This window comes from Chryseobacterium hilariae (assembly GCF_051400735.1).
Lineage (GTDB): Bacteria > Bacteroidota > Bacteroidia > Flavobacteriales > Weeksellaceae > Chryseobacterium.
In genome coordinates, this window is sequence record NZ_JBLFFJ010000002.1 from 13,598 (window position 1) to 38,605 (window position 25,008).

Annotated in this window: 27 protein-coding genes and 1 tRNA gene; 12 read left to right on the plus strand and 16 right to left on the minus strand. The window is 36.5% G+C overall.

The features are described 5' to 3' along the window. Window positions 1–397 precede the first annotated feature (397 nt). From ACMGDK_RS06830 to ACMGDK_RS06865, 8 genes are all read left to right on the plus strand, one after another. Entirely contained in the window at window positions 398–856 is a 459-nt protein-coding gene (locus ACMGDK_RS06830; protein ID WP_436807265.1) for a GtrA family protein, read from the plus strand. A 3-nt stretch (window positions 857–859) separates the two neighbouring features. Continuing rightward, on the plus strand, window positions 860–1,588 hold the full coding sequence (locus ACMGDK_RS06835; RefSeq protein ID WP_436807266.1) for a lysophospholipid acyltransferase family protein: 729 nt from the start codon (window positions 860–862) through the stop codon (window positions 1,586–1,588). A gap of 39 nt (window positions 1,589–1,627) precedes the next feature. Beyond that, window positions 1,628–3,073, plus strand: coding sequence for an MFS transporter (locus ACMGDK_RS06840; RefSeq protein WP_436807267.1), 1,446 nt, complete (start codon window positions 1,628–1,630; stop codon window positions 3,071–3,073). Window positions 3,074–3,164: 91 nt separating this feature from the next. Further along, window positions 3,165–4,121 (plus strand): DUF3810 domain-containing protein, encoded by a 957-nt coding sequence (locus ACMGDK_RS06845; RefSeq protein ID WP_436807268.1) that lies wholly within the window; start codon window positions 3,165–3,167, stop codon window positions 4,119–4,121. A 936-nt stretch (window positions 4,122–5,057) separates the two neighbouring features. Continuing rightward, the gene (locus tag ACMGDK_RS06850; protein ID WP_436807269.1) at window positions 5,058–6,566 is read left to right on the plus strand and encodes a vitamin K epoxide reductase family protein; all 1,509 of its coding nucleotides are present in this window, start codon (window positions 5,058–5,060) and stop codon (window positions 6,564–6,566) included. Window positions 6,567–6,664: 98 nt separating this feature from the next. Next, window positions 6,665–6,850 carry a hypothetical protein gene (locus tag ACMGDK_RS06855; RefSeq protein ID WP_436807270.1) on the plus strand — a complete coding sequence of 62 codons (186 nt, stop codon included), beginning with the start codon at window positions 6,665–6,667 and terminating at the stop codon, window positions 6,848–6,850. Window positions 6,851–6,930: 80 nt separating this feature from the next. Next, complete coding sequence (locus tag ACMGDK_RS06860) at window positions 6,931–9,123, plus strand: peptidase domain-containing ABC transporter (RefSeq protein ID WP_436807271.1); 2,193 nt, start codon at window positions 6,931–6,933, stop codon at window positions 9,121–9,123. Between the two features lie 43 nt (window positions 9,124–9,166). Then, window positions 9,167–10,465: an HlyD family secretion protein gene (locus ACMGDK_RS06865; RefSeq protein WP_436807272.1), complete on the plus strand. Its 1,299-nt coding sequence runs from the start codon at window positions 9,167–9,169 to the stop codon at window positions 10,463–10,465. A gap of 329 nt (window positions 10,466–10,794) precedes the next feature. Here ACMGDK_RS06865 and ACMGDK_RS06870 read toward each other — a convergent pair. From ACMGDK_RS06870 to greA, 7 genes are all read right to left on the minus strand, one after another. After that, a tRNA-Met gene (locus tag ACMGDK_RS06870) sits at window positions 10,795–10,868 on the minus strand. A gap of 44 nt (window positions 10,869–10,912) precedes the next feature. Continuing rightward, window positions 10,913–12,205: a peroxiredoxin family protein gene (locus ACMGDK_RS06875; protein ID WP_436807273.1), complete on the minus strand. Its 1,293-nt coding sequence runs from the start codon at window positions 12,203–12,205 to the stop codon at window positions 10,913–10,915. 61 nt (window positions 12,206–12,266) lie between these two features. Then, complete coding sequence (locus ACMGDK_RS06880; protein WP_436807274.1) at window positions 12,267–12,488, minus strand: signal peptidase; 222 nt, start codon at window positions 12,486–12,488, stop codon at window positions 12,267–12,269. Between the two features lie 5 nt (window positions 12,489–12,493). Further along, window positions 12,494–14,434 carry a T9SS type A sorting domain-containing protein gene (locus ACMGDK_RS06885; RefSeq protein WP_436807275.1) on the minus strand — a complete coding sequence of 647 codons (1,941 nt, stop codon included), beginning with the start codon at window positions 14,432–14,434 and terminating at the stop codon, window positions 12,494–12,496. 74 nt (window positions 14,435–14,508) lie between these two features. After that, window positions 14,509–15,696 (minus strand): ATP-dependent Clp protease ATP-binding subunit ClpX, encoded by a 1,188-nt coding sequence (gene clpX / locus ACMGDK_RS06890; RefSeq protein ID WP_436807276.1) that lies wholly within the window; start codon window positions 15,694–15,696, stop codon window positions 14,509–14,511. Between the two features lie 59 nt (window positions 15,697–15,755). Then, the gene (locus tag ACMGDK_RS06895; RefSeq protein WP_436807277.1) at window positions 15,756–16,145 is read right to left on the minus strand and encodes an HIT family protein; all 390 of its coding nucleotides are present in this window, start codon (window positions 16,143–16,145) and stop codon (window positions 15,756–15,758) included. A 55-nt stretch (window positions 16,146–16,200) separates the two neighbouring features. Then, entirely contained in the window at window positions 16,201–16,671 is a 471-nt protein-coding gene (greA, locus tag ACMGDK_RS06900; RefSeq protein WP_116011920.1) for a transcription elongation factor GreA, read from the minus strand. Window positions 16,672–16,781: 110 nt separating this feature from the next. On the opposite strand from greA, the gene ACMGDK_RS06905 reads away from it, so the two are divergent. From ACMGDK_RS06905 to ACMGDK_RS06920, 4 genes are all read left to right on the plus strand, one after another. Continuing rightward, entirely contained in the window at window positions 16,782–17,237 is a 456-nt protein-coding gene (locus ACMGDK_RS06905) for a Rieske (2Fe-2S) protein (protein WP_436807278.1), read from the plus strand. 3 nt (window positions 17,238–17,240) lie between these two features. After that, a complete protein-coding gene (gene dtd / locus ACMGDK_RS06910) occupies window positions 17,241–17,690 on the plus strand; it encodes a D-aminoacyl-tRNA deacylase (RefSeq protein WP_436807279.1) in 450 nt (149 codons plus the stop codon). A gap of 35 nt (window positions 17,691–17,725) precedes the next feature. Further along, the gene (locus ACMGDK_RS06915) at window positions 17,726–18,853 is read left to right on the plus strand and encodes a serine hydrolase domain-containing protein (RefSeq protein WP_436807280.1); all 1,128 of its coding nucleotides are present in this window, start codon (window positions 17,726–17,728) and stop codon (window positions 18,851–18,853) included. An 81-nt stretch (window positions 18,854–18,934) separates the two neighbouring features. After that, window positions 18,935–19,048 (plus strand): hypothetical protein, encoded by a 114-nt coding sequence (locus tag ACMGDK_RS06920; protein ID WP_436807713.1) that lies wholly within the window; start codon window positions 18,935–18,937, stop codon window positions 19,046–19,048. Window positions 19,049–19,116: 68 nt separating this feature from the next. Here ACMGDK_RS06920 and ACMGDK_RS06925 read toward each other — a convergent pair whose 3' ends face one another. From ACMGDK_RS06925 to ACMGDK_RS06965, 9 genes are all read right to left on the minus strand, one after another. Then, window positions 19,117–19,629: a hypothetical protein gene (locus ACMGDK_RS06925; RefSeq protein ID WP_436807281.1), complete on the minus strand. Its 513-nt coding sequence runs from the start codon at window positions 19,627–19,629 to the stop codon at window positions 19,117–19,119. 58 nt (window positions 19,630–19,687) lie between these two features. Further along, window positions 19,688–20,227 (minus strand): hypothetical protein, encoded by a 540-nt coding sequence (locus ACMGDK_RS06930; protein ID WP_436807282.1) that lies wholly within the window; start codon window positions 20,225–20,227, stop codon window positions 19,688–19,690. A 5-nt stretch (window positions 20,228–20,232) separates the two neighbouring features. After that, the gene (locus ACMGDK_RS06935; protein ID WP_436807283.1) at window positions 20,233–21,606 is read right to left on the minus strand and encodes a DUF4153 domain-containing protein; all 1,374 of its coding nucleotides are present in this window, start codon (window positions 21,604–21,606) and stop codon (window positions 20,233–20,235) included. A 124-nt stretch (window positions 21,607–21,730) separates the two neighbouring features. Beyond that, complete coding sequence (locus ACMGDK_RS06940; protein ID WP_436807284.1) at window positions 21,731–22,216, minus strand: Coq4 family protein; 486 nt, start codon at window positions 22,214–22,216, stop codon at window positions 21,731–21,733. 12 nt (window positions 22,217–22,228) lie between these two features. After that, a complete protein-coding gene (locus ACMGDK_RS06945; protein ID WP_436807285.1) occupies window positions 22,229–22,522 on the minus strand; it encodes a hypothetical protein in 294 nt (97 codons plus the stop codon). A gap of 12 nt (window positions 22,523–22,534) precedes the next feature. Then, window positions 22,535–23,374, minus strand: coding sequence for a metallophosphoesterase (locus tag ACMGDK_RS06950; RefSeq protein ID WP_436807714.1), 840 nt, complete (start codon window positions 23,372–23,374; stop codon window positions 22,535–22,537). A gap of 21 nt (window positions 23,375–23,395) precedes the next feature. Beyond that, complete coding sequence (locus tag ACMGDK_RS06955) at window positions 23,396–23,686, minus strand: hypothetical protein (protein WP_436807286.1); 291 nt, start codon at window positions 23,684–23,686, stop codon at window positions 23,396–23,398. 64 nt (window positions 23,687–23,750) lie between these two features. Next, a complete protein-coding gene (locus tag ACMGDK_RS06960) occupies window positions 23,751–24,041 on the minus strand; it encodes a winged helix-turn-helix domain-containing protein (RefSeq protein ID WP_436807287.1) in 291 nt (96 codons plus the stop codon). 60 nt (window positions 24,042–24,101) lie between these two features. Next, window positions 24,102–24,719, minus strand: coding sequence for a hypothetical protein (locus ACMGDK_RS06965; RefSeq protein WP_436807288.1), 618 nt, complete (start codon window positions 24,717–24,719; stop codon window positions 24,102–24,104). Window positions 24,720–25,008 lie beyond the last annotated feature (289 nt).

The window sequence follows — 25,008 nt, forward strand, 5'->3', positions numbered from 1 at the left end:
GAAAATGAATTTATTATCAGGTTATAATTACATCATTCTGAATATTAAATTTAGAAATTATTTTGGTTCAAAAAAATAATTTAACAACTTTTTTCATTGTTTAACATATGCTTATCGCAATATTATATTTCTCAAACTTTCAGATTCCTTTAGCCATCCCTGTTAGTCTTGTTTTAGGTTTCTAAAATGATAGAAAATATATTTTCTATTCATTATGAATAATGATAATAAACAGATAATCACACGCTTATTTGTTAATAATACATTTCTACACACACTTAAATAACCACCTATTTAACTACAAACCAATCCTTTATATTAATTTTTTATTTTAAAATAACCTTTTATTCTTACATTATTGACATATAGTTATAAATTTGCACCTCATATCTATTGAATGAGAGAATTACTAATACGTCAGAAACAGGTTTTGTTCTTCATTATTGCCGGTGGGCTCAGTGCTATTGTAGAGATCGGAAGCTTTAAAGCATTCAGCACTTACCTTCCGCATATATTCGCCAGAGAAACCAATTTTCATGGCATTCATTATCCTTTAAGTAATATTTTCTCCACGAGCTGCGGGATTATCAGCAACTATTTCCTAAGCATCTGGTTTGTTTTTGAAAGAGGAAAGCATTCTAAAAGAAAAGAGTTTGCTTACTTTATGGGTGTTTCCTTCATTTCAACTTTATTAAGCTTAGGCTTTTTCCAGGTTTTTTACAGCTTTATATTTAAGGACAATATCAATTTAATTTTTTATACCTTAAGCCCTGAAATGATCAGTAAGATTGCAGCGATTCTGCTGGTTTCCATACTTAATTATTCTGTGAAAAAGAAAGTAATTTTTAACGGTTAAGCAGTGACGAAAATTTTAAATTATCTCTGGAGATTATGGCTGCTGATACTGGCGTTTGTTTTAACAGTCACATTGGGGATCCCTGTCTATATTTTATCCTTTAGTAAAAAGCATTACAAATATGCTTATAAATTTATCCGTATCTGGTGTTTCGGAATGTTTTATGGCATGGGTCTGAGATATGATCTCACCAATCTTTCCAGCCAGAAAAAAGACAAAAATAAACAGTACGTTTTCATTTCTAACCATACTTCCATTATGGATATTATGCTTACCTGCATCCTGATGCCTAATCATCCGATCTGTTTTGTAGGCAAAAAAGAACTTGTAAAGATTCCCATCTTCGGTACCATATATAAAAGGATTTGCGTGATGGTAGACAGAGGCAGCGCAAGAAGCCGAGCAGATGTGTACAGAAGATGTGCAGAAAAGATGGAAGAAGGAAACAGCATTGCGATATTTCCTGAAGGCGGCGTTCCGGATGATACTTCTGTTATTTTAGATGAATTCAAAGACGGAGCATTCACTTTATCTTCCAAACATCACTCTCCAATCGCAGTGTATACTTTTGTAGGCTTAAAGGAAATTTTCCCTTTCGACAGTGCAAAAGGATACCCGGGAAAGGTAAAAGTATATTTCAACGGAATCATGGAACCATCAGATTCTCCGAGAGATCTGAAAACAGAAGCTTATAAAGAGATAAAAAAAACATTGCTGGAACATTCTATTTAAAAGAAATAGTTATATTTGTTTGCGAAATTTTTAACAAACATGTCAAATTATTCTAAACAAACCAATTGGGGACAGTTTATTCCCTTGGTTACTGTGTTTTTTTTCTGGGGATTTGTTGCAGCAAGTAATGACATTCTCATACCAGTTTTCCAAAAAGCCTTTAAATTAAGCCAGACTGAAAGTATGCTCGTACAGATTTGCTTTTATGTGGCATATACCGTAGGTTCTTTAATTTATATGGCTGTTTCAAAAGGTTTGAAACAGGATCTTATTAATAAAATAGGTTACAAAAACGGCCTTATTTTAGGTCTCCTTATTTCTGCCTCAGGGACTTTACTGTTCTACCCGGCAGCTAATCTGGCATCGTTTCCGTTAATGATCTCCGGTCTGTTCATTGTGGGGCTTGGCTTCTCATTACAACAGATTGTGGCGAATCCACTCGCTATTGAAGTGGGACCATCTGAAACGGGGTCTCAGAGACTTACAATGGCTGGAGGAATTAATAACCTTGGGACAACCATCGGACCGCTTATCGTATCATTTGCTATTTTTGGTGCTGCGTCTGCAGCCAATACAGAAGCAAGCATCGAAAGTGTAAAGATTCCTTATCTTATGCTTGGAGTTGCATTTGTGCTGGTGGCCATCATGCTTAAGTTCTCCTCTCTTCCTGCAATTACTCCTACCATTATAGAGGATACGGACGATGTTATTCCGGGAGATCACAAAAAATCGGCCTTCCAATACCCTCAGCTAGTGATGGGTATGATCGCAATTTTTGTCTATGTAGGCGTAGAAGTTTCTACAGCAAGTAATCTTCCTGCTTATATGGAAAAAAGCTTAGGTTTCGAAACCAAAGATGTAGCGCCTTATATTTCTTTATACTGGGCTTCATTGATGATTGGCCGTTGGACGGGTGCTGTAGAAGCATTTGACCTGAGTGCCGGATTCAAAAAGATTCTAAGATTCCTTGCCCCTTATCTTGCATTCGGTGTATTCTTGTTGGTGAATGCGATTGCAAAACATGACCTTTCTCCATTCTATGTTTATGGTGCTGTTATCATTGTGATGATCATCTGTGACATTATGAGTAAAGGGAACCCTGCAAGAATGCTTTTGATTTTCTCTGTAGCAGGCATAGCTGCCTTACTGATAGGAATGTTTACAACAGGAATGGTATCCGTATATGCTTTTACCAGTGTAGGCTTGTTCTGTTCTACTCTATGGCCTTGTATTTTCGCCCTTGCCATCAACGGTCTCGGAAAGCATACCAACCAAGGTTCCGGCTATCTGATCATGATGATCATGGGTGGTGGTATTGTAAGCTTTATCCAGGGATATATTGCAGATAAGACCGATATCCAGTTCAGCTATATCGTAGGTGTTGTATGTTTTGCTTATCTTGCATTCTATGCAATCCGTGTAACGGGGATCTTAAAATCCCAGGGCATTGATCTGGATAAAATCTCTAAAGGCAGTGGTCACTAATACAACAAAAATAATATATAAGAAGAGATTTTGGGCAGGTGTATTACTTGCCCAATTTCTTTTGTTCTATGGCTTCTCAAAGTCCAGAACAATGATCTATTTCTTTGATCGTTTTTTTGAATTCCAGAAAAAGATCCATCAGATACTTTTCAGCTGGATTCCTTTTTCTTTCGGGGATCTCATCTATATTCTCTTGGGAATTTACATTGTGTATTGTCTTGTTCTCTGTTTTAAAAAGAAAAGCAGAAATGGGGCTGTTTTGAAGCTTCTGGCTACGATTAATATCTTCTACTTCATCTACCAGATCATTTGGGGAATGCTGTATTTCCAGACTCCTGTTATCAGGAAGCTTTCCAGTCAGAAAGAACCAGAAATCGGCAAAGCAAAGACATTAGCCTTACGCTATTTAGAAAAATGCAAGACTACCCGCCAATCTGTGCAGGAAGATAAAAACGGAGTATTCATTATGACGGACCTTACCTCTATTCAAACAGAAATTTTATCTCAACAGGCACGGTTACCAAAATATATATCGGATAAAAGTGCTCCACAGATCAACGCTTTCAAACCGAGCCTTTTTAAAACTGTAATGAATTTCACCGGCATACTGGGATATTACAATCCTTTTACGGCAGAAGCCCAATATAATGCTGAACTTCCCCACACCTTCATTCCGTTTACCTCTGCACATGAAAGTTCTCACCAGCTTGGTTTTGCCAGAGAGCAGGAAGCCAATTTTATAGGTTATCTGATTGGTGTTAATTCTAAAAATACAGACTTAAGGTACAGTACTGAATATTTTACGTTAAAAAGTCTTTTAAGGTTTATTATTGAGGAAGATCCTGAATTTGTGAAATCAGTCCTCAATCAATATTCTCCGGCAATGAAAAGAGACCGGATGTACGAAAGAAATTTTATTTTCAGGCATCAGGGCTGGCTGGATGATTTCTTCGGGTTTACCAATAATTTGTTCTTAAAAAGCAACCAACAGGAAGGTGCAGTTACCTATTCTTACTTTATTAATCTCCTTTTAAACTACGAAAACTAGTAAATAAAAAAGAATCGTATCAGGCGATACGATTCTAAAAACACAAATGATGAAAAAAAATTTATTACCTTGACTTGTTCCCTCATTCAAGGCGATGTAAAAGTACAACATATTTTATAAATACAAAAACATTTATATTGTTTTTTAAAACTTTAAGAAAACTTTATGACTTTTTAAGTTTTTTTGTGTTCAACACTGAAAACTAGAACTTTAACAAAAGGTAGATTTCAATACCCAATTAGCACCAAAAAACCTGATTAAACTAATAAAAACTATAAAATCAAAACAAAGTTTAGGAATAAAATATTGGATTTTTTACAAATTTTATACATCAAAAAATTAGAGTTATTTTCAAATAAGCAAGATAAAAATGAATAAAAAAGGACGTGAAATTATAGTCTAAAAAATATTCCTTACCATAATAGTCTGTTGCCTCTATTATCTTTCAATTCATACAACCAAAAATTGCCATTTTCACGTCAATCCGTTCAAAAATTAATCAATATTTATTTCTTTATCTTCTCTTTTCAAGTTAAAAACATTCTATTTTAGATTAATGGTTCTGTTTATGTTGTTTTGAACTTAATATTCTGAAGCCAAAATTACAGGGATACTTTACACCACAAAGTATTAAGCAGCTTCACAAAGTCTTTGTTGACATTTCAGTGTTCTTATAACAGAAAATAGATCCCAAGTTTCAGGAACTTATATATTAAACAGGAAAATGTAAGGAAGACTAATTGTTTTATTGAACTTTCTAAGGCAGTACAATATTCTTAGATTAGATTACGAAATCGGCTTCATTTTATACTAGTTAAAAGAAAAAATATAACAATAATTACACAAAATCAAGTATTTAACAATAGTATATCACTAGCAAAAGAAAAAAAACTTGTTTTTTTAAAACATCTACGTATTTTAGTTAAAAATATTACTATGATTTTCGACAAGCTAATTAACTATCTAAAACTCGATAAACAGGAATTTTCTTTCCAGTTTAATTCTCATCCAAATTATCCTTCTGCATTGGCTTTTAGCGATACGCTTAACTTTATGGGCGTAAAAAATGATGCTTACGAACTTGATAAGGAATATTGGGATGAGTTGCCTGAAGAGTTTATCGCGATCGTAGATAACTCCTTTTCTCTGGTAAAGAAATCGGGAGCCAGTTATTTGGTTTATTCTGAAAAAGCTAAGACACTTAATAAAGAAGAGCTTCATAAAAAGTCAACAGATTTCGTGCTGCTTTTTGAAAAAACTGAAAATGCAGAAAATAAGGCAGCATTTAATTTTAAACCTCTTCTGTATGTTGTTTTTGCTATCATTCTGGGCTACTCTTTTTTCACCCAAACGATATTCGAGGCTGTTTTTAATGTCCTTTCTCTGGCTGGTGTCTATATTTCGTTGGAGATTTTCAACCAGAAATTCGGGAATACTTCTACAGTAATTGGAAGTATTTGCGGAGACACCTCTGCCAAACAGACCGCCAATGCATGTGACAAGATCATCAAGCAGGATAAAACAAGTATTTTTGGTTTAAAATTCTCAGATTTTTCTCTGATATATTTTACAGGGCTTGCTGTACTAGGGCTTTTCCTTCCTGCAACTGCTTACATCGTAAAAGGATTTACACTTGTTTCTGTACTGGCAATTGCCTATTCATTATATATCCAAGCTTTTGTGGAAAAGGCTTTCTGCAGAGTCTGCCTTCTGATTATCTCAATTTTAATCGGGCAATTAGCGCTCAGTATTCTGTTTTTCCAGAGCACACCGTTCAGTATAGGAGCATTGTTATTAACAGCTGTTCTGTGGATCCTTGTGTTTTCTGCTGTTTTATATTTCAGCAACATCCTTTCTCAAAAAGAAAGCCTTCAGAAATCAAATGCTAAAAACCTTAGATTTAAAAGAAATTATGAGCTTTTCAAAAGCCAGCTTTTAGAAAATGAAAAAATAGAATTCCAGGATACGGAAACTTTTACATTGGGAAATAAGGACTCCAAGCTTCGCCTTTCAATTGTATCCAACCCCTACTGTGGTTTCTGTAAAGACGGCCATAAGATCATGGAAGGACTTCTTGAAAAATATCCTGATGACATTTCTGTACAGATCCGTTTCAACTATTCTCCGGAAAGGGCTGATGAAAAATACACCAAATTACTTTCAGCTTTTAAATACATTTATCACAACAAACCTCAAAAAGAATTTTTGAAAGCTGTTGAAGAATGGTTCGAAACAAGAGATGAAAACAAGATCGTCTCTCTATCAGGATCATCTACAACGGAAGATCTGACACCATTTATTGAAATGACGAAAGATAACAGCAGCTCCGGATTGAACTTCACCCCCATTTTCATTCTGAACGGACACCAGTTTCCGGATAAATATGATCGTGAAGATATTTGGTTTTTCGTTGATGAATTAATGGAAGACGAGGACTTTCAATAAGAATCTTTCCGGAATTGAAAAATTCACTATCTTAGGAAAAAATAAAAGCGGATTCTGAAAAGCTTTAAAAGAGTAAGAAAACAAAACTTAATAACACTATGAAAAATCTAAAGAAACTTTCAAGAGAAAGCTTGAGAATATTTAGAGGAGGTATTACAGAGCAATGTGCCCGTATTCAGTCCTCTGCCAGCTATTGTGTTTTTAAAACGCAGGGCCAGTGCTCAACAGCTGATCAGGAAATGTTCATCTGTGTTGATGCATGCAATAAGTGGTGCTATTATTAGCCGATGATTAGTTAATTATAACAATGAATAAAGTAAAAATGTCGTCATATCGTGGCGGCATTTTATAATGAGTATAAATTTTGAAGAAATTTCCCTTTTATAAACAGCCGGATGCTAAAGACTGCGGACCAACCTGCCTTAGAATCGTAAGTAAATATTACGGCAGAAGTATCTCTCTGCAGCAGATCCGTACACTTTCTGAAACCACCCGTGAAGGAAGCAGCCTTTTAGGACTAAGCGATGCATCAGAAAACCTAGGATTCCGTTCCCTTGGAGTCCAGATCGATTTTAATACCCTTGCGGAAGAAGTTCCGTTCCCGTGTATTGTTCACTGGAACAAGAACCACTTCGTTGTGGTCTATAAAATTGATAAGAATAATAAAGTCTATATTTCAGATCCGAGCTACGGACTGATCACCTATAGCCGTGAAGAATTTATTAAATTATGGATCGGGGAAAATGCCAACGAAAATACAGAAGAAGGCATTGCCCTTATTCTTGAAACAACGCCCTCATTTTTTCAAACGGAATTTGACACTGCGGAAAGTAAAGCCAGTTTCTCTTTCCTTTCGAAATACCTGCTTAAATACAAGTCACTTGTTATACAGCTTGCCGTAGGTCTTTTGGCAGGAAGTTTACTCTCGCTTATTTTTCCGTTTCTTACCCAAAGTATTGTAGATGTCGGGATACAGAACCAGGATCTCAACTTTATTTATGTTGTGCTTCTTGCCCAGATTATGTTATTCTTAGGAAGAATGGGTATTGAGGTGATCCGAAGCTGGATTCTTCTCCATCTTTCCGCAAGGATTAATATTTCAATCATCTCAGATTTCTTCATCAAGCTGATGAAACTCCCTATAAGTTTTTTTGATACGAGAATGACGGGAGATATCATGCAGAGGATCAACGACCATCACAGAATAGAACAGCTTTTAACGAGTTCCTCGTTGAATACCCTGTTTTCGCTTGTCAACCTTATCATCTTCAGTATTGTCCTGCTGTTCTATGATTACAGACTTTTTATTGTTTATCTTGTAGGAGCAGCTTTATATATTGGATGGATCAGTTTCTTTCTTAATAAGAGAAAAGAGCTCGATTATAAAAGATTCTCTCAGGTTTCACAGGAGCAGAGTAAGGTAATTGAACTCATCAACGGTATGCAGGAAATTAAAATGCATAATGCAGAAAAGCAGAAGCGTTGGGACTGGGAATTCCTACAGGTTAAACTGTTTAAAATCAGAATAAAATCTCTATCCCTGGAACAATGGCAGTCTGTAGGAGGAAATTTCATCAACCAGATGAAAGATATTCTGGTTAGTTTCCTTTCTGCCAAATTGGTTTTGAGTGGCAATCTTACCTTGGGGATGATGCTTTCGGTGCAGTACATCATTGGACAGCTGAACAGCCCTTTGCTGCAGCTTATCGATTTTATCAAACAGACCCAGGATGCCAAGATCTCCCTGGAAAGATTGGGCGAGATCCATGACAAAGATGATGAAGAAGACAAAAATGAACAATATGCAAGTGAGATCCCTGAAAAAGACATTGATGTCAGCAATATGTCATTCAGGTACATTGGGTCTGATGTTCCTGTATTTGAAGATCTCAGCCTTACCATTCCTTACCAGAAAACTACAGCTATCGTAGGGGCCAGCGGAAGCGGCAAAACCACTCTTTTAAAGCTTTTGATGAAATTTTACGAACCTAATTCGGGAGAAATTAAGCTTGGAAATACTCAGCTAAGAAATATTTCTCCTAGATTCTGGAGAGATCATTGCGGAGTGGTAATGCAGGAAGGATATGTTTTCAATGATACTATCGCCAATAATATTGCAGTGGGGGAAGATTATGTTGACAAACAGAAACTGAGGCGTGCTGTAGAAATTGCCAATATCAAAGATTTTATTGAAAGCCTTCCGTTAAGCTATAATACAAAGATAGGAAACGAAGGTGTGGGAGTAAGCGGTGGCCAGAAGCAGAGACTTTTCATTGCCAGAGCCGTTTATAAATCCCCGGAATTTATCTTTTTCGATGAAGCTACTTCTGCTTTGGATGCCAATAACGAAAAAGTCATCATGGAGAATCTGGAACAGTTCTTTAAAGGTAAGACAGCGATTGTAATTGCCCATAGATTATCAACAGTAAAACACGCCGACAAAATTATAGTTTTGGATAAAGGCAAAGTAGTAGAGGAAGGCAATCATGCTGAGCTGGTTTCCTTAAAAGGAGAATACTACAGGCTGGTGAAGAACCAGCTGGAATTAGGAAATTAAAATACTCTCCCTGAAAACACAGGGAAAATTCTATCTTAGAAACATGAAAGAAGACATTTTAGACAATATTGAACTTCGCTCCGAAAGTGTTCAGGACATTCTCACTCAGCCGCCTCATTGGATGATTCGTTGGGGAAACAGCATTATATTAATTATACTCCTGCTTATCCTTGTGATGAGCTATATTATCAAGTATCCGGAATTTGTTTCTGCCCCTGTTATCGTTACCTCACAAAATCCGCCTGAAAAAATAGAAGCCAGAACCAACTCGAAAATTGAAAAGATCTTTATTAAGGATCATCAGGAGGTTAAGAAAAATGATGTATTGATGGTGATGCAGTCCACAGCAAATTATAAAGATGTGCTGGAATTGAAAAAGCTTGTGGATTCTATTGCTCCCAATCAGCTCAGCTCTTTTCCGATTGCGCAGACATCCAGGTTCAAACTTGGCGAATTGCAGGGTGATTACAATAGCTTTGCAAAAGCTTTTCAGGATGAAGAACTTTTCACCAGGCTTCAGCCTTATGCCCCGGAAAATATTGCAGCCAATCAAAGTATCTCAGAATACAGGGGAAGAATAGCAACTTTAAAACAACAAAAGAGCCTGGAGTTAGCTAAATATGAGCTATCAAAGAAAAGCTATCAGAGATCTCAGGAACTCTTCAACCAGGGGGTGATCGCTTCCGTAGAACTTGAAAACGAGAAAATAAAATATCTTCAGGCACAGCAGAATCTTGAAAATCTTAATATTTCCATCTCGCAAATGGATGAGGGAATTTCCAATCTGAATAAAACGAAAAGCGGCACAGCCATTAATACCGAAAAAGACAAAATTACTTACTCTTCACAGACTTTACAGCTTTTTGAACAGCTTCGTAAATCTTTAAAACAGTGGGAACAAAATTATCTTGTTATATCATCCACAGATGGTATGGCCAGTTTTCAACAGTTTTTCGGAGAAAATCAATTTGTAAAAGTAGCAGAACCTATTCTTTCCATACTTCCTACTAACAAGGAAAAACTGGTAGGTAGAATGTCTGTTCCTACCGTTAACTCAGGAAAGGTTACTACAGGTCAGAAAGTATTGATTAAGCTTGATAACTACCGGTTCCAGGAATATGGTATCGTAGAAGGAAAGGTTCAGAATATTTCCCTCATTCCAGACGATAAAGGAAATTACTATGTAGATATTACTCTTCCTAAGGGATTAAAAACAAGCTATAATAGAAACCTTACTTTTGATAAAGAGCTTAGGGGTAATGCAGAGATTGTAACACAGGATTTGCGGCTTATTGAGAGATTTTTCTACCAGATCAGAAAATTATTAGGTTACCAAAGTTAGTCCACCCTTTTAAACATATGAATAAAAAACCGTAGCCGTTATAAGCTGCGGTTTTTCTATTTATGATATTTATAACCTGAGTTGGAATAAAGTTTTTTTATGTTGTCAGGAAGTTGGAAGCCAGAAGAATGAAGTTGATAGCATAATTGCCGGTCATTTCTATCTTAAACTACCCGAGACGCTTTGGAACGGAAAAGAAACTGTATTGGAGTAATAAGTCACTGAAAACTTATAGTAAATAGTTTTAATCCATCTCAAAAAAATAGAATTAATGGATTTCATTCAAAATAGAAAAGGGAAAGCAATATGTATTACTTTCCCTTGTATTGTAGCGAAGACGGGAATTGAACCCGTGACCTCAGGGTTATGAATCCTGCGCTCTAACCAACTGAGCTACCTCGCCGTTTTGGTGGTGCAAATATAGAAAATATTTGTTTACCACCAAAATTATTTTAGCTTAAAATATTCCAAAACATTGCCCACGTGGTCTGGCTTATTGATTATCTTATTGTTAGCATCCAAAATAAAATAGGTGGGAGTTGCATGAACATTATAAGTATCTACATAACTGCTGTTCCATCCTCTTAATTCAGAATCATTGATCCAAGGAAATGCAGCAATCTTTTGGGTATAGGAATTCTTATCCGTATCTAAAGACAGCCCAATAATCTGTATATTTTTTGCTTTTAAATCATTGTATTTTGCCAGAAGCTGGGGCATCTCGCTTTCGCAGTGAGAACATGTAGATGACCAGAAAACAATTACTTTCTTATCAGCTTTCACATCATACAACGATTTTGCAGTTGTATTGACCGGTGACTGGAATTTAACATTAGGAAATGCTGCCCCCATCTCCACATTGGCATTGGTTTTTAAAGTTGTTGCCAACCTGTCATTGATGGTGCATTTAAGGTTTTTCGCAAGCGTAAGATATTTGGTTTTGAGCTCTGTCATATCATAGGCATCAAAAATATCAATCAGCTCCGACAAAACAGTCTGTCCCCTTGGAGTTTCGACTTTCAAACGGTCTAAAAGGGTATCTACTGAGCCTGCAACGTTTGTATTACCTCCTGAATTAAGATATGAGACCAAAACAGGCCTTAAAAGCGAAGAAGATTCAAGCATGTCGTTGGATTTATCCAGGAAGTTGACCATATCATCCTGGCTGACTTTTTTAGCAGGATCTGTGGAATTAGATAGAAATTTATTATAGTTGGTATTATAATAAGAAATAAATGGGTGCTGGGCCGCATCAATACTGTTACTCATTCCGGCAAGTTTTTCTATTTCATTTTTCAGCGCTTTTCCGAATTCAGTATTATCTTTATAATATTCTTTGATCTGTGCCAATGCCGGGAGGATAAGCTCTTTTTTTTGCGAACCTTCCTGTTGTTTGCTCATCAGGTCATTAACTTCATCAAGATAAACAACATCTTTGAGTTTATTATTCTGAACATCCATTTTAATACTTACATTTTTGTTTTCCGAAACAAAGCTTACCGCATTATTTGAAGCCGGAAAATATACCTTCATCATTCCCATATAATGATTGGGGTATTTGAAAGTCCATGTATTATTTTTGCTCTGTTCTTTGGTAACGATTATATCCTTCGACCCGTTTAGTGTATATAGAATGGCATCTTGATCTTTAAATTCTGCAGGAGCCTGAATTGTAACAGTAAACTGCGCCTGCAAAGAAAATGCAGATAATACTGCAGATAATATATAAATCTTTTTCATAAAGTAAAAATAAAAAAACTCTCTGACTAATCAGAGAGTTTAATGTTATTTTAATAAAATTTTAGGCTTTTTGGCTCTTCAATTTCTTTGTATAGTATATAATAAATACAACTGCAATAATCGATAACATATAAACATACATGTCAATCGGTGATGCAACCCCTCCGGGTCCTACCCCTCCTGTACCACCATCTTCTGGTGCTGGGGGTATTTCATCAGCTGCCTTGACCAGTAAGGTCCCAAAAAAGAATAGAGCAAGTACTAGTTTATTAATAGTTTTCATAATATTTATTTTAAGATTTTAGTGTTAACAGTTTCTCCTTTATCAGAAACAATTTTTACAACATAAGAATTTTTAATTGCTCCATTAAGCTCAATTACAAAATCCGTAGATGTATCAACTGCCTTTTTAGAGATAACTAGTTTACCGCTCATATCATAAACTTCAATATCTGCTTTTTTCCAGTTTGGATCGAATCTAACAATGTAGTTGGTAATTTCTGGATTGTATACCACCATTGTTCTTGAAGGTGTAGCTGCATCTGTTTGTTTTGCAGCCAGCACTGCATTGCTTGGCTCACCATAATATAAATCATAAGATGCAACAGCATTAGGTGCAATACCATCCTGTATTGCAGGCTGTACAGTACCGTCTGATGCTTTATAGTAAAAGCCAATACCTGCAGATAGCAAGTGCGTTCCTGCTGGAACTAACTCCCCATTTTCTCTTATTTCAAATTTGTAAGACTTTACTTTACCTGTATCATAATTTACAAGTTTAACATTCTTACCTTGAAAATTACTTTCGTTGGCTTCATTAATGTATAACCAATATTTTGCAGTATAGTTTGTATCATAACCACCAGTCAAAGCTTCTTCAAATGTACCGATGATGTTTTTTCCTGCTGTTGCCTGAACTGTAGTTGCTACAGAAGTTTGATGACCTGTAACAGCATTAGGTGAAACTACATAATAAGTTCTTGCAACTTCATTCCCTGAGGCATCTAAGCCAATTACCCCAAGCTGTTTTATTGTACCATCGATTCTTGCTCCGTTTCTAGCAGCAGTAACACTATAGTCAGTAGTTGCAGCTCTAACAGTCGAGCTAAATCTTCTTAGAGTATTAAAATTTAATGTCTGGGAAGAATTGTCTCTCAACTTCAGAACAAAAGTCTGCATCGGCTTGATGATCATACCAACATCTCCAACTGGAACTCCATTTACATCATAAGTCTGAATCAATGCTCCAGTACTATAAGCATTGCCTTGTGAGCCTACAACAACAGTTCCCGGGTCATATCTTACACCCCATATATTAGTAATGTAGTTTCCGTCATTAACTGCACCAACCCCTCCCGGTTCTTGCTGCCCTATTCTTGATAAATCAAGGTTAGTAAAGAAAGGGTTTCCAAACTGGTAAATATTCTTACCATAAGTAAGAGTCCAAGGAGTAATTGAGGTTTCAAACTGATCCTGCAGATAAGTATTGTACCTTTCATTATATCCGTTGATGGCAGTACCACCTGTCCCAAAATTAACATTCCCTGCATTCTGAAGAGTTACATTAGAAGCAAATGCTGCATAAGGACGGCCATTAAGAGTATGCATAGAACTACTTACATCTAAGTTGTTATTGTTAGATCCAAGCATGTAGTACGCAGAACCATTACTGGTTGTAAGGGCTAAATTAGGATAGTGATCAGCTATAGCTGCAGTATTGTTCCATTTTAAAATTTCGTTTTGGCTTCTTCTTATAGTGCCAAATGTTTTACCCAATTCAGTGGATAAAGTGCTCATGGTTTTACCAAAGAAAGGCAAACCAACCTGTTGATAATAATTTCCGGTACCATTCTTTTTGGTCCTGAATTCCTTACTTACGATTCCAGTAATCTGTGCTTGGCTTAAACCATCAACATATAACTGTCCGTAAGTAGACACGTCATCAGTAGCAGTGGGAGTATTTAGCCTTAAAACAATATTTCCACCGTCGGTTTTATCCGTACCTGTGGCAGTAATTGTTTTAAAAGCATCTCCGACTGTACCTACAACCATAACGTTTCCATGTACATCCAAAAGGCCATTACCTCTTGTCTGTACACCTCCACCGCTATAAACAAGGGTGCCTTCGCTCACATACATATTAGCATTAGTGTCAACATGACATAGTATCTGCGCCTGAACAGAGTAACTAATTGCTAAAAGACCTATAGCAAATAAACTTTTTCTCATTGTATAAATTATTTGTGTGTTAATACAATCTCACCTGCAAAGGTAAGATTTTTTTTTAAAGAAAAAAAAATATTTTATTTATTAACAAAAATATTATCTTCCGTTAATATAATTTCTTTCTCTTCACCTATTGAAAACATATAGTCCTCCAATACCTTTTCGGTTGTTCCTCTTAAACCTCTGGCGCCCAATCCTTTTTCGATAGTCTCTTCTACAATCTTTTCGATAGCACCGTCCGTAAATACCAAATTCGTGCCATCCATTTTGAAAAGTTCTACAAACTGATTGATGATCGAATTCTTAGGTTCTTTCATGATTCTTACCATGGTCTCTTTAGTGAGTTTGTCAAGGTAAGTAATGATCGGAAATCTTCCTAAAAGTTCAGGAATTAAACCAAAAGAGCGAAGATCGATTGCGTTAATATGTGTCAGTACATATTCATCTTCATCAGTCTTATTAATTTTTTCCGAACTGAAGCCTATGGCCTGTTTGTTCATTCTTCTTTCGATGATCTCTTTGATTCCGTCAAAAGCACCTCCTGCAATAAACAGAATATTCTGAGTATTTACCTGGATATATTTCTGATCCGGATGTTTTCTGCCTCCCTGAGGCGGGACATTGACAATGCTTCCTTCCAGAAGTTTCAGCAATCCCTGCTGTACACCTTCTCCGGAAACATCTCTTGTAATACTTGGATTATCTGATTTTCTTGCAATTTTATCGATCTCATCAATAAATACAATTCCTCTCTCTGCCTTTTCTACATCATAATCTGCAACCATCAGGAGTCTTGAAAGGATACTTTCCACATCTTCCCCTACATAACCGGCTTCTGTAAGGATAGTAGCATCTACGATACAGAAAGGAACGTTAAGCTCTCTTGCAATGGTTTTTGCCAGAAGAGTTTTTCCTGTACCGGTTTCGCCTATCATAATGATATTTGATTTTTCCAGCTCTACTTCCCTGTTTTCGTCCTGAGCGTGAAGCAGTCTTTTATAATGGTTGTATACCGCGATCGAAAGCTGCTTTTTAGCCTGATCCTGCCCAATTACATATTGGTTAAGGAATTCTTTGATCTCTTTCGGTTTCTTAAGTTCGTCTATATTTGCTGCAGGAGAAGCTCCTGTTTTAGAAACGCTGTCTTTAACAATGACATGCGCCTGTTCGATGCAGTTCTCGCAGATAAAGCCACTCTGCCCGGAAATAAGCATTTGTACTTCATTTCTTTTTCTGCCGCAGAAAGAACATTGGTTTGAATTCATACTAAATAATATATGTTAAAGAAAATCGTAAAAAATTTCTTTTTTACGATTTTATGCTTTTAAGAATTAATAATTGAGTTTTGGATCTCTTTATATTCTTCGTCTGTTAATTTAAGTCTTTCATTTCTGAAGTTCATGTCTTCCATCTTGTTTAAGGGAATAAGATGAATGTGTGCATGGGGAACTTCAAGTCCCACTACAGCTACTCCTACTCTTACGCAGGGAATAGCATTTTTAATCTTTTTGGCGACCTGCTGGGCAAATCCCCAAAGGTTTTTATATTCTTCACTTTCCAGATCAAAGATCAGATCAACTTCTTTTTTAGGAATTACCAGGGTGTGGCCTTTCACCAAAGGCATTGCATCAAGGAGTGCTATGAAATTATCATCCTCAGCAATTGTGTATGAGGGAATTTCACCGTTGATGATCTTTGTGAATATACTGCTCATTTTTATAGAAGTTAGAGGTTAGAAACTAGAAGTTTGATTCAGGATTATAATTAGATTATAGGGTGATGTCTAATACTTCGAAGGAAAGTTTATTTCCGTTCGGCAATGTAATATCGGCCGTTTCGCCTATTACTTTTCCAAGTAATCCTTTTGCGATCGGTGTATTCACAGAAATCCTTCCTGTTTTCAGGTCGCTTTCGTTATCCGGTACTAATGTAAACACCTGCTCCTGATTGGTTGCATTGTTTTTAAGTTTTACAGTAGTAAGGATGGAAACCTTTGAAGTATCTAATTGACTTTCATCTATGATCTTGGAAGTTGCGATAATATCTTTCAGCTTGGAAATTCTCATTTCAAGCATTCCCTGAGCCTCTTTAGCTGCATCATATTCCGCATTTTCAGATAAATCTCCTTTATCTCTTGCTTCTGCGATTTGCTGGGTAATCTTTGGTCTTTCTACAGTTTCTAACTGTTCCAGCTCAGCTTTCATTTTCTCTTGTCCCTCCTTTGTTACATAGCTTGCCATAATTTTCAAAATTTAGGTTTGGTATAAAAAAATAATCCGACATTTGCCGGACAATGTTTTACGTGTTATAATCGTTTAACTTTTACAAATATATAAAAATTTAAATTGAAATGAAAAAAACTTTTTCAATCCTATCTATTTTAACGTTACTGATTTTCAGCAATTTAACCATAAACTCATGTGGAAGCAGAGAAGATACTGTCAGCTGTTTCCCGAACAATCCTGTTAATGTAACCTTAAATCTGAATCTGCCCGCTTATAACAATCTCAACTATGATGGAGGCTGGATTTATGTAAACGAACAGCAGGCCGGAACAAGAGGACTGATTGTGGTCCGAGTAGGAGACTCTTTCAAAGCATACGACAGGAATGCCCCGCATATTTGCCCTGATGTGAATACCACTCTCGAAGTTAAAGACAATATCAGTATTCTGTGTCCTAAAGACAATACCCGCTGGATCCTGAGGACAGGACAGCCTGAATCAGGAGCTGCCACTTCCCTGCCTCCTAAAACATATCCTTACAACTATGATCCTTCCACCAAAACTTTAAATATTTATTATTAAAAAATGAAGATCGTTATACAAAGAGTTTCTGAGGCGCATGTAAAGGTAGATGGAAAAATTGTCGGTAAGATTGGAAAGGGGCTGATGCTCCTTACCGGGATTGACGAAAATGATGAAAAAGCAGATGCAGACTGGCTTGTCCAGAAGATCTTAAATCTAAGGATTTTTGGTGATGAAGATGACAAACTGAATCTTTCTGTGAAGGATATTTCGGGAGAAATCCTGTGCATCAGCCAGTTTACATTAATTGCAGATTACAAAAAAGGCAACCGCCCTTCTTTCATTAAAGCGGCAAAGCCGGATAAAGCGATTCCTCTTTTCGATTATTTCAAAGAGGAGCTTGCCCAATCAGGATTAAAAACTGAGAGTGGAATTTTCGGGGCAGATATGAAGGTTTCCCTGGTCAATGACGGACCTGTAACAATCGTTATGGATTCGATCACAAAAAGCTAAAACAACAGATCATATAAAACTAAACCTTACAATTCATGTTTCCGAATCTTAAATTAATATCAGGCCTTGTCTTAACTGTTAGTATTAATTTTATCAGCTATGCCCAAACCCGTGAAGAACTTTTAAAGTCAAAACTCGATTCTGCATTCTCCCAATTGTTTAAAGCAGACGAGCCAGGTGGTGCTATTCTGATCCAGCAGGGAAATAAGGTATTGTATGAGAATTCTTTTGGGTTGGCGGACCTAAAGACAGGTGAAAAGTTTACCAGTAAAACGGTTTCCAATCTCGGCTCTATCTCCAAGACTTTTGTATCGTATGGAATTTTGATGCTTCAGGAGAAACAAAGGCTTTCAACGGATGACAATCTGCTTAAATTTTTTCCAAATTTTAAAAATAAAGAACTGGCCTCTAAAATTAAACTCCGGCATCTGCTCACCCATACTTCGGGACTTCCTGATCTTAGAAACGTGGATAAGGATAGTGTTTTTTATCTTACGGCAAAAGATGAAGAGAATTTCAGGCCTTTACAGTCTGCGGATTCACTGGAATTTGAACCGGGAACAAAATTCAATTATTCAAATCCGGCTTATAATGGTCTGGCTATGGTGATTGAGAAAACGAGTGGGATGAAATGGCAACATTTTATCAATCAAAATATTTTTAAGCCAGCCGGTATGAAAGCCAGCCGTATTACAGATGGCAGCTTTCCTGATAAAAATGTAGCTCATGGCTATATCCTGAAAGATAAGACTTACCGGGAATATGATTATGGGGAATGCCCTACTTTTACTGCTGCCGGAAACGGAGGTGTCTGGAGCTCTATTGATGACCTGAAAAAATACATTGCTGCGATTAATCAGTGTAAGTTTACTAACTGCTCTGTTATTAAAGTTTCAAAAACAGTATACAGTCCGTCTGACTGGAATGGTAAAAAGTCAGCCTATCATACCGGAACCTGGTTTGTACATACTGGCTTTTATGCTGATACAAAAACAGAAGAAAGCGTAAGCGTCATAGAACATGCCGGTGATCAGGGTGGCTTTAAGTCGCACCTCATCATGATTCCCGAAAGCAATATTTCTATTATCTGGCTCACCAATAATAATCAATTCATTACGGGCCCTATCCGGAGAACGCTTCTGCAACTGAAGTATATTAATTAAAATTCATTATTTTTCTTTTAATTTGAATCTGGAAGCAGTAGGACTAACGGCTGCTTTTTCAAGGCTCTCTCTGAAAATAACATAAGCTGTAATGTAGTAGCCGCTTATTACCATGATCATATTTTCATCAATAAGAAAGATACCGAAAAGGCCATTGAAGTGCTAACAAACTATCAGAATAAGCCGGATGTTTAAGAAATACGATTAAATCAACAAAAAAGGTTGTCTTTTCAGACAGCCTCTTATTTTATTTTGCACAAAAATTACTGCGCAGGAACGCTATTGAAATTAAGTGCTATTTTAAGCGTCATATCTGAACTTGTCTGATTTTTCAGCTCATATACTGTTCTAACTGTAAGACCTGTACTTTTTACCACCTCATCCAAATATCCTGTATCATTAAGATCCAGATTTAAGCTGGAAGAATCTGTTGTAATATTGGAACGTGAAGCAATAAGCTTTTCACCTGTTCCGTTGGAAGAAACATAAACTTTCACGGATTTCAGCGCACTCAGGTTTCCGCCTGAAGGAGAAACCACAGAAATTTTGGCATCAGAGATTCTTACATCTTTAATCTTCGCATTATTATTTCCTCCAAACCATGTCTGTACATTCGTGGCCGTAGCCGTAGATGAAACTTCTTTATTGGCAGGCACTCCCGTAGAAACCAAAACATTGGCTGTATAAGGGAATGTATTCTGAACCAGTGACTGTACAGTTCCACAGCTTACTACTACTGCTGAAACTGCTGCTGTCATTAAAAATATATTTTTCATAATTTTAAACTTTAGTATTGATATTGAGTTTGCAGAAATTATACCAAAATGGTCAATTTTATTCCACACTTACATTAAAACCTCCTTTTGTGTTTCCGGAAGCCATATTACTTTTCCCTATGATCAGCCATACTTCACCTTTTCCTTTGGTTTCATAGGTAATTTCTCTCCCGAATGGCCCGTCATAATCTCCATTTGGAAGCCTGATTTGGTTAAATCTGATATTAAAGTCTTTTTCATTGGTTGAAATTTTTGCTTTAATATTGGGTTTGTCATAATGGGTCAGTTTTAAAACCAGTTCCTGACCATCTTTTGTAAATTCTTCTCCCAATGTGAATGGAAGCTGCGATGCATCTGCCGTTCTTATGATCTGGCCCTCTTTTTCGGTTCTCATCACACCTTTTCGCAGTACTTCTTTGGTGACAGGAGCATTGTTAATGATTGAATCTTTCTTTCTAAGGGCAGCAGAATCTTCTTTATCCGTAGAATCCGGCATTTCTGTGACTATAGCAGAATCCCTGTCAGGGGTTTCAGTTACAGCAGGTTCTTTTTTACATGAAATAATAATCAATGGGATTAACAATAAGGATTTTTTCATAATACTTAATCTTTTAATGTTTCAAAGTAAAGAATCTTTGAAAGGAAAGGTTTTGATTTTTCTTGTTTAGCTTTTTCCAGTACTTTCTTTTTAAGCTGCAGATCATTTTTTTCTTCTGCATACTTCAACAGTCCTCTTTCACTGAAGTTGATTTGTTCAAAGTGATAGTTTACCGCAAAATCTTTACGTTTCATATTCTGGGAGGTAATAATTCCACCCCAGTTCACATAACTGCATGCTAAAATTGTTCCATAAAAATACCAGATCATTGTATTAAAGAGGAATGCATTTCTTTTTTTCTTCTGAATTTTAATGAAGGTAAGTGCCAGCCCGATGAGTGCCAACAGGAGAAAAGCAAATACACCGAGCCTTTTGTAAGTAAATCCGTAACTGATAATATATTCGTAATTTTTCAATGCTGCTGAAAATACAAGAATGACATTCAGGATGATCCAGATCCTGGCCAGAAGCTTCATCAGCTTAGCTTTAGGATCAAAATTAAAACCGGATTTAAAATAGAACATGATCACCAATACAGCCATAATGATAGACATAATCACAGCATTTACTCTTTCATGGGTCTCTTCTGAAAGCTGAACGGGAGTTTTTGAAATTTCATAGAACTGCTCATAATTGTAAGTGATAATAAAAAATACGAGTAAAATATTCAGGCAAAAGAAGGAAATGACACCGCTGGTTCTCTCTGCATCCAGATCAAGAAAAGAATATGTTGATTTCTGCACCTTATAATTATCCGGAAAGTTATCATCCAGCAGGGAGTTCTTTTTGTATATCAATCTTTCTACCGCATAGTTCCAGTAATTGAAAGCAATAAAAAAGCCTAAAACTGAAAGAGCCAGTACCTGCCATATATTAATATCGAGTTCGTAATCTCTGAAAACAGCCGCAAAATGATCACTTCCCACAGAATATATTCCGAAAAATATGGAGATAAACAATAGTGGAATAAGGATGAACGCTAAAGTTTTCTGCCATACCCCTGAAATATTTTTTTTCGGCAGCCATGAGTCAAAGCTGAAAAACCGGAAAAGCGAGGTGAAGCTGTTGATGATAAATACGGGAATGAGGAAAAGTATTTTCAGCTTTCTGTTTCTTGAGCGATAGCCTAATAGCAGAAGGGAACTTACAACCGCCAGCAGGGACGGAAAGTCTCTGAACCATGCAAAAGCGAAACATGACAGAATACTTGTAACGAAAAGTATCAGAAAAGTTCTGGTCCTGTTTCTTTCAGGAGTTTTGAATAAAGTCAGCAATGCATAAACGATACCCAGAATACCGAGATTCAGTCCAATGTCCTGATCATAAAAGACAATGACAAACAAAGCGGCTGTAAGAAATATATGATGATGTGTTTTCATAATTGAGATTTAAGAATTAAATGATTTAAAGATTTAACCATTAAGAAAGAATAAGATTTTCAGAATATTAAGATGAATGAGGAGAAAAGTATTGCTGCCGGGCTATTTTTTTCATAGCCGTTCATTAATATAATACCGGCGTTTCTTTCTGCTGGATATAATCCTTCAGGTGGTCGAAATTCTGCCACAGCAGGCTTTCAAAATCCCAGTGATAAAATGGTTTCATGCTTTGCCCTTTTCTGTATGCTTTCATATATAGTTTCATGTATTCCGGAAGAATAAATGTTCCCAATACAACGGCTGCCAGGAGATGGGCATTGAGCTTACCGTTTCCAAGGAGAAGGTACTGCATGGCGATTTCATCTTCGAATTGGGTTCCGCATCCGGTGATCAGGTGATGTACATCATGGTTTTCCATTTTAGGAATCATAGAGAATCCATGCTTTTTATAGAATTCCCCCAGTTTTCTTCCGAGAGAATCTTCCTGAAATTTCAGCAGCTGCTCTTCATTGAACTGCCATTGTCTCTTTTTCTTTTTAAAATATTTCCTGTAAAGTTTCTGAGTTTTATCATAGACAAAAAGCAGAAATTGAACACGTACTTTTTTCATAAGTTTTTACTATTAGATTATGTTAAGTCCTATTACGGTGTAAAATATGGCTATAGGAATATTGATCATCATTATGCCTATAGATTTGTGACAGCTATCAAACTTTGATTTATAAATAATTCCATAAATCAATAATCCCAGCGCAGTAAGAAGATTTAAAGCAGTTCCGAAAATAAGAAGGAGATAACCTCCTATTGCAAAATCCACATGTTTTGTTATTAAATAGCCGAAAAGACAAATATTTCCGAGCAGAAAGCATAATCCGAAAATATATTTCCCGATGTTTAGTATTTGATGATCTTTCATCTATATTGTATTTTAAGCTTGAGTTAAAGTAAAGACGGTAATTTCCGGGCGTACCATAAATCTTATCTGAAAAGAATGCCCAATAGCCCTGTTGATGTACAACCTTCTTCCATCCTGAAAATCTATTTCCCCTGATATATATTTCTTATTTTCAACGGGGAGTACCGGTGTGATAATACCTGGAATTCTGCACTGTCCTCCATGAGTATGTCCGCTTAAAATCCAGCCCTGATAACCGTTCCATATATCTCTGTCGCAGGCATCCGGATTATGGCAGAGTATAATATTGGCTTTTCCGGGGTCATAATCATTCATTACTTCCTCAGGATGGAAATTAGGCGACCACAGATCTTCAAATCCTATAAAATTCAGTCCGTGACTTTCTTCGCTGCTGTTTTTAAGCATACTGATTCCAAAATCCCTGAGAATTTGACAGATATTTTCTGAGCAAATAATATCGTCCCAGTTCTCTCCGTAGTCATGGTTTCCGAGTATTCCGAAGGTTGCCAGCTTTCCGTAGACTGCCTGCTCCATCACTTTCTTCAGATCTTCCTGGTCTTCTTCAGTTCCATGGTTCACGAAATCTCCCGTGTAGACTACAAAATCCGGATTAAACTGTTGTGCTTTTTGAAAAGATTCGATCAGGAAATTCCAGTCGAAACGGTCTCCGACATGCAGATCTGATATCTGCATCAGGATTTTTCCCTCCAGGGAACCTGGCAGATTCTTTACGGGTAACTTTCTCTGAACAAATTCTACCCAGAAAGGCTCTACCTGCCACGAATACAGAAAAGGGAACGCGCTCACTGCTGAAAGCTGAAAAAGCCGCTTAAGAAAACACCTTCTTGTCATCATTCTTTAATTCAGTTACAATTAACTTCCGGCGAAAGGGGTTCCGAAAATTCCTACTGCCAATTCTGCCCAGACAAGCAACAGCAATATAAGAATGGCTCCGCTTAACAGGATTTTGTATGTTTTGTTTTTAACGATCCGCTGAATCAGATCGATGATAAAAGCCGTTCCAAAAAGCAAAACGGCAGCAATTACAAAATCTACCGGTGACCAGTCGAATTCCTCGGAGAACATATTCCCCAATAACGGAATGCATAATAAAACCGCCGGTGTAGCGTAAATAAGGATTGTTTTTTGTTTTTGTGTCATCATTTTTTTAATTTTAAATTTATAAAGTACTTTGTGTTTCAAAGTTGTTTTTCAAAAAAATATAGCTTTATCTTCCTAATAATTTTTCAAGGGCATCCAAATGTTCGTTAAAAGCCTGTCTCCCGTTCTGTGTAACACGGTAAGAAGTTTTTGGCTTTTTACCTACAAACTCTTTTTTTACTTCGATATATCCGGCTTTTTCCAAAGCATTGCTGTGGCTCGCCAAATTACCATCTGTGATATCTAAAAGCCCTTTCATTTCAGAAAAGTCAACCCAGTCGTTTACCATAAGAACGGACATTATACCCAATCTCACACGGCTTTCGAATTCTTTATTGAGTTGATTTATCTTTATCATAATAGGTCGCTAACTGCAGTTTTAGAGAAGCTGTTCTAACAAAAGCTGCAAATTTAATCTTTATTTATATTTTTTATGCATGATCAGGCCATACACAATATGTAAAATCCCAAAACCGATGGCCCAAAATACAAGCCCCCATCCTAAGAAGAAAAGAGAGATCAATCCCAGAACAATTTGACAATATCCTAAATATTTAATATCTGTTAAAGTATATCTTTCTGCACTGACCAGGGCAATTCCATAAAATATTAACGTAGCCGGGGCTATCCATACAAAAAGATGATGGAAAAGAAGTGCAAGGCAAAAAACTCCGCCAGTTACTAAAGGAACTGCAAAAGTTAAGAGTAAACGTTTTGTCGTACTATCCCAGATCTTAAGGCCTTTCTTTTTGCTTTTATTCGCTGTGAAAATATATCCGCTGAGTACAGCTGCCAGTAAAATTACTATCCCTACAATTACCAGCTCTCTGACCAATGCCGGAGCAAAGAAATTCCTGTCACCATCAAAATAATCAATTCCTTCCCTTTGGAAAATAAAATAAACATATCCTGCACCGATCAGCGCAGCCAAACCGGCAAAAACTCCGGACAGTCCGCTCAATGAAATGAACCTTGAAGACCGCTCCATCATGGAACGGATGTGTGATAAGTCTTCGTGATAGTTTTTTGAATCCATAAAAAGAACTTTGAATTACAAAGTTATAATTTATTTTTAATCTGCCAATTATTTTTTTTACATTTTAATGATAATTTTTCTCAACAAATTCAATACACTTCTTAACTTTAAGAAATGACCTACTATGACTGAAGTTTTAATAGGACTATTCACAAATACAATTACAGGAAAATATTTCTTTAAGTGAGTTGTGATTATCCTACTCGACTCTTCAAATCCAAAATCTTAAAGCATTTACTCAAAAATTCATTTCTTTAACTTGATAGATTTTATTGGTATATACTATTTT

Coding starts and splice junctions, on each gene's coding strand:
- ACMGDK_RS06965 (WP_436807288.1), bottom strand. CDS start 24,719: ATGGATTCAAAAAACTATCACGAAGACTTATCACACATCCGTTCCATG.
- ACMGDK_RS06880 (WP_436807274.1), bottom strand. CDS start 12,488: ATGAAAACTATTAATAAACTAGTACTTGCTCTATTCTTTTTTGGGACC.
- greA (WP_116011920.1), bottom strand. CDS start 16,671: ATGGCAAGCTATGTAACAAAGGAGGGACAAGAGAAAATGAAAGCTGAG.
- ACMGDK_RS06950 (WP_436807714.1), bottom strand. CDS start 23,374: ATGACAAGAAGGTGTTTTCTTAAGCGGCTTTTTCAGCTTTCAGCAGTG.
- ACMGDK_RS06915 (WP_436807280.1), top strand. CDS start 17,726: ATGTTTCCGAATCTTAAATTAATATCAGGCCTTGTCTTAACTGTTAGT.
- ACMGDK_RS06865 (WP_436807272.1), top strand. CDS start 9,167: ATGAAAGAAGACATTTTAGACAATATTGAACTTCGCTCCGAAAGTGTT.
- ACMGDK_RS06845 (WP_436807268.1), top strand. CDS start 3,165: ATGATCTATTTCTTTGATCGTTTTTTTGAATTCCAGAAAAAGATCCAT.
- ACMGDK_RS06830 (WP_436807265.1), top strand. CDS start 398: ATGAGAGAATTACTAATACGTCAGAAACAGGTTTTGTTCTTCATTATT.
- ACMGDK_RS06955 (WP_436807286.1), bottom strand. CDS start 23,686: ATGATGACACAAAAACAAAAAACAATCCTTATTTACGCTACACCGGCG.
- ACMGDK_RS06850 (WP_436807269.1), top strand. CDS start 5,058: ATGATTTTCGACAAGCTAATTAACTATCTAAAACTCGATAAACAGGAA.
- ACMGDK_RS06925 (WP_436807281.1), bottom strand. CDS start 19,629: ATGAAAAATATATTTTTAATGACAGCAGCAGTTTCAGCAGTAGTAGTA.
- ACMGDK_RS06875 (WP_436807273.1), bottom strand. CDS start 12,205: ATGAAAAAGATTTATATATTATCTGCAGTATTATCTGCATTTTCTTTG.
- ACMGDK_RS06895 (WP_436807277.1), bottom strand. CDS start 16,145: ATGAGCAGTATATTCACAAAGATCATCAACGGTGAAATTCCCTCATAC.
- ACMGDK_RS06885 (WP_436807275.1), bottom strand. CDS start 14,434: ATGAGAAAAAGTTTATTTGCTATAGGTCTTTTAGCAATTAGTTACTCT.
- ACMGDK_RS06935 (WP_436807283.1), bottom strand. CDS start 21,606: ATGAAAACACATCATCATATATTTCTTACAGCCGCTTTGTTTGTCATT.
- ACMGDK_RS06840 (WP_436807267.1), top strand. CDS start 1,628: ATGTCAAATTATTCTAAACAAACCAATTGGGGACAGTTTATTCCCTTG.
- clpX (WP_436807276.1), bottom strand. CDS start 15,696: ATGAATTCAAACCAATGTTCTTTCTGCGGCAGAAAAAGAAATGAAGTA.
- ACMGDK_RS06940 (WP_436807284.1), bottom strand. CDS start 22,216: ATGAAAAAAGTACGTGTTCAATTTCTGCTTTTTGTCTATGATAAAACT.
- ACMGDK_RS06855 (WP_436807270.1), top strand. CDS start 6,665: ATGAAAAATCTAAAGAAACTTTCAAGAGAAAGCTTGAGAATATTTAGA.
- ACMGDK_RS06960 (WP_436807287.1), bottom strand. CDS start 24,041: ATGATAAAGATAAATCAACTCAATAAAGAATTCGAAAGCCGTGTGAGA.
- ACMGDK_RS06905 (WP_436807278.1), top strand. CDS start 16,782: ATGAAAAAAACTTTTTCAATCCTATCTATTTTAACGTTACTGATTTTC.
- ACMGDK_RS06945 (WP_436807285.1), bottom strand. CDS start 22,522: ATGAAAGATCATCAAATACTAAACATCGGGAAATATATTTTCGGATTA.
- ACMGDK_RS06930 (WP_436807282.1), bottom strand. CDS start 20,227: ATGAAAAAATCCTTATTGTTAATCCCATTGATTATTATTTCATGTAAA.
- dtd (WP_436807279.1), top strand. CDS start 17,241: ATGAAGATCGTTATACAAAGAGTTTCTGAGGCGCATGTAAAGGTAGAT.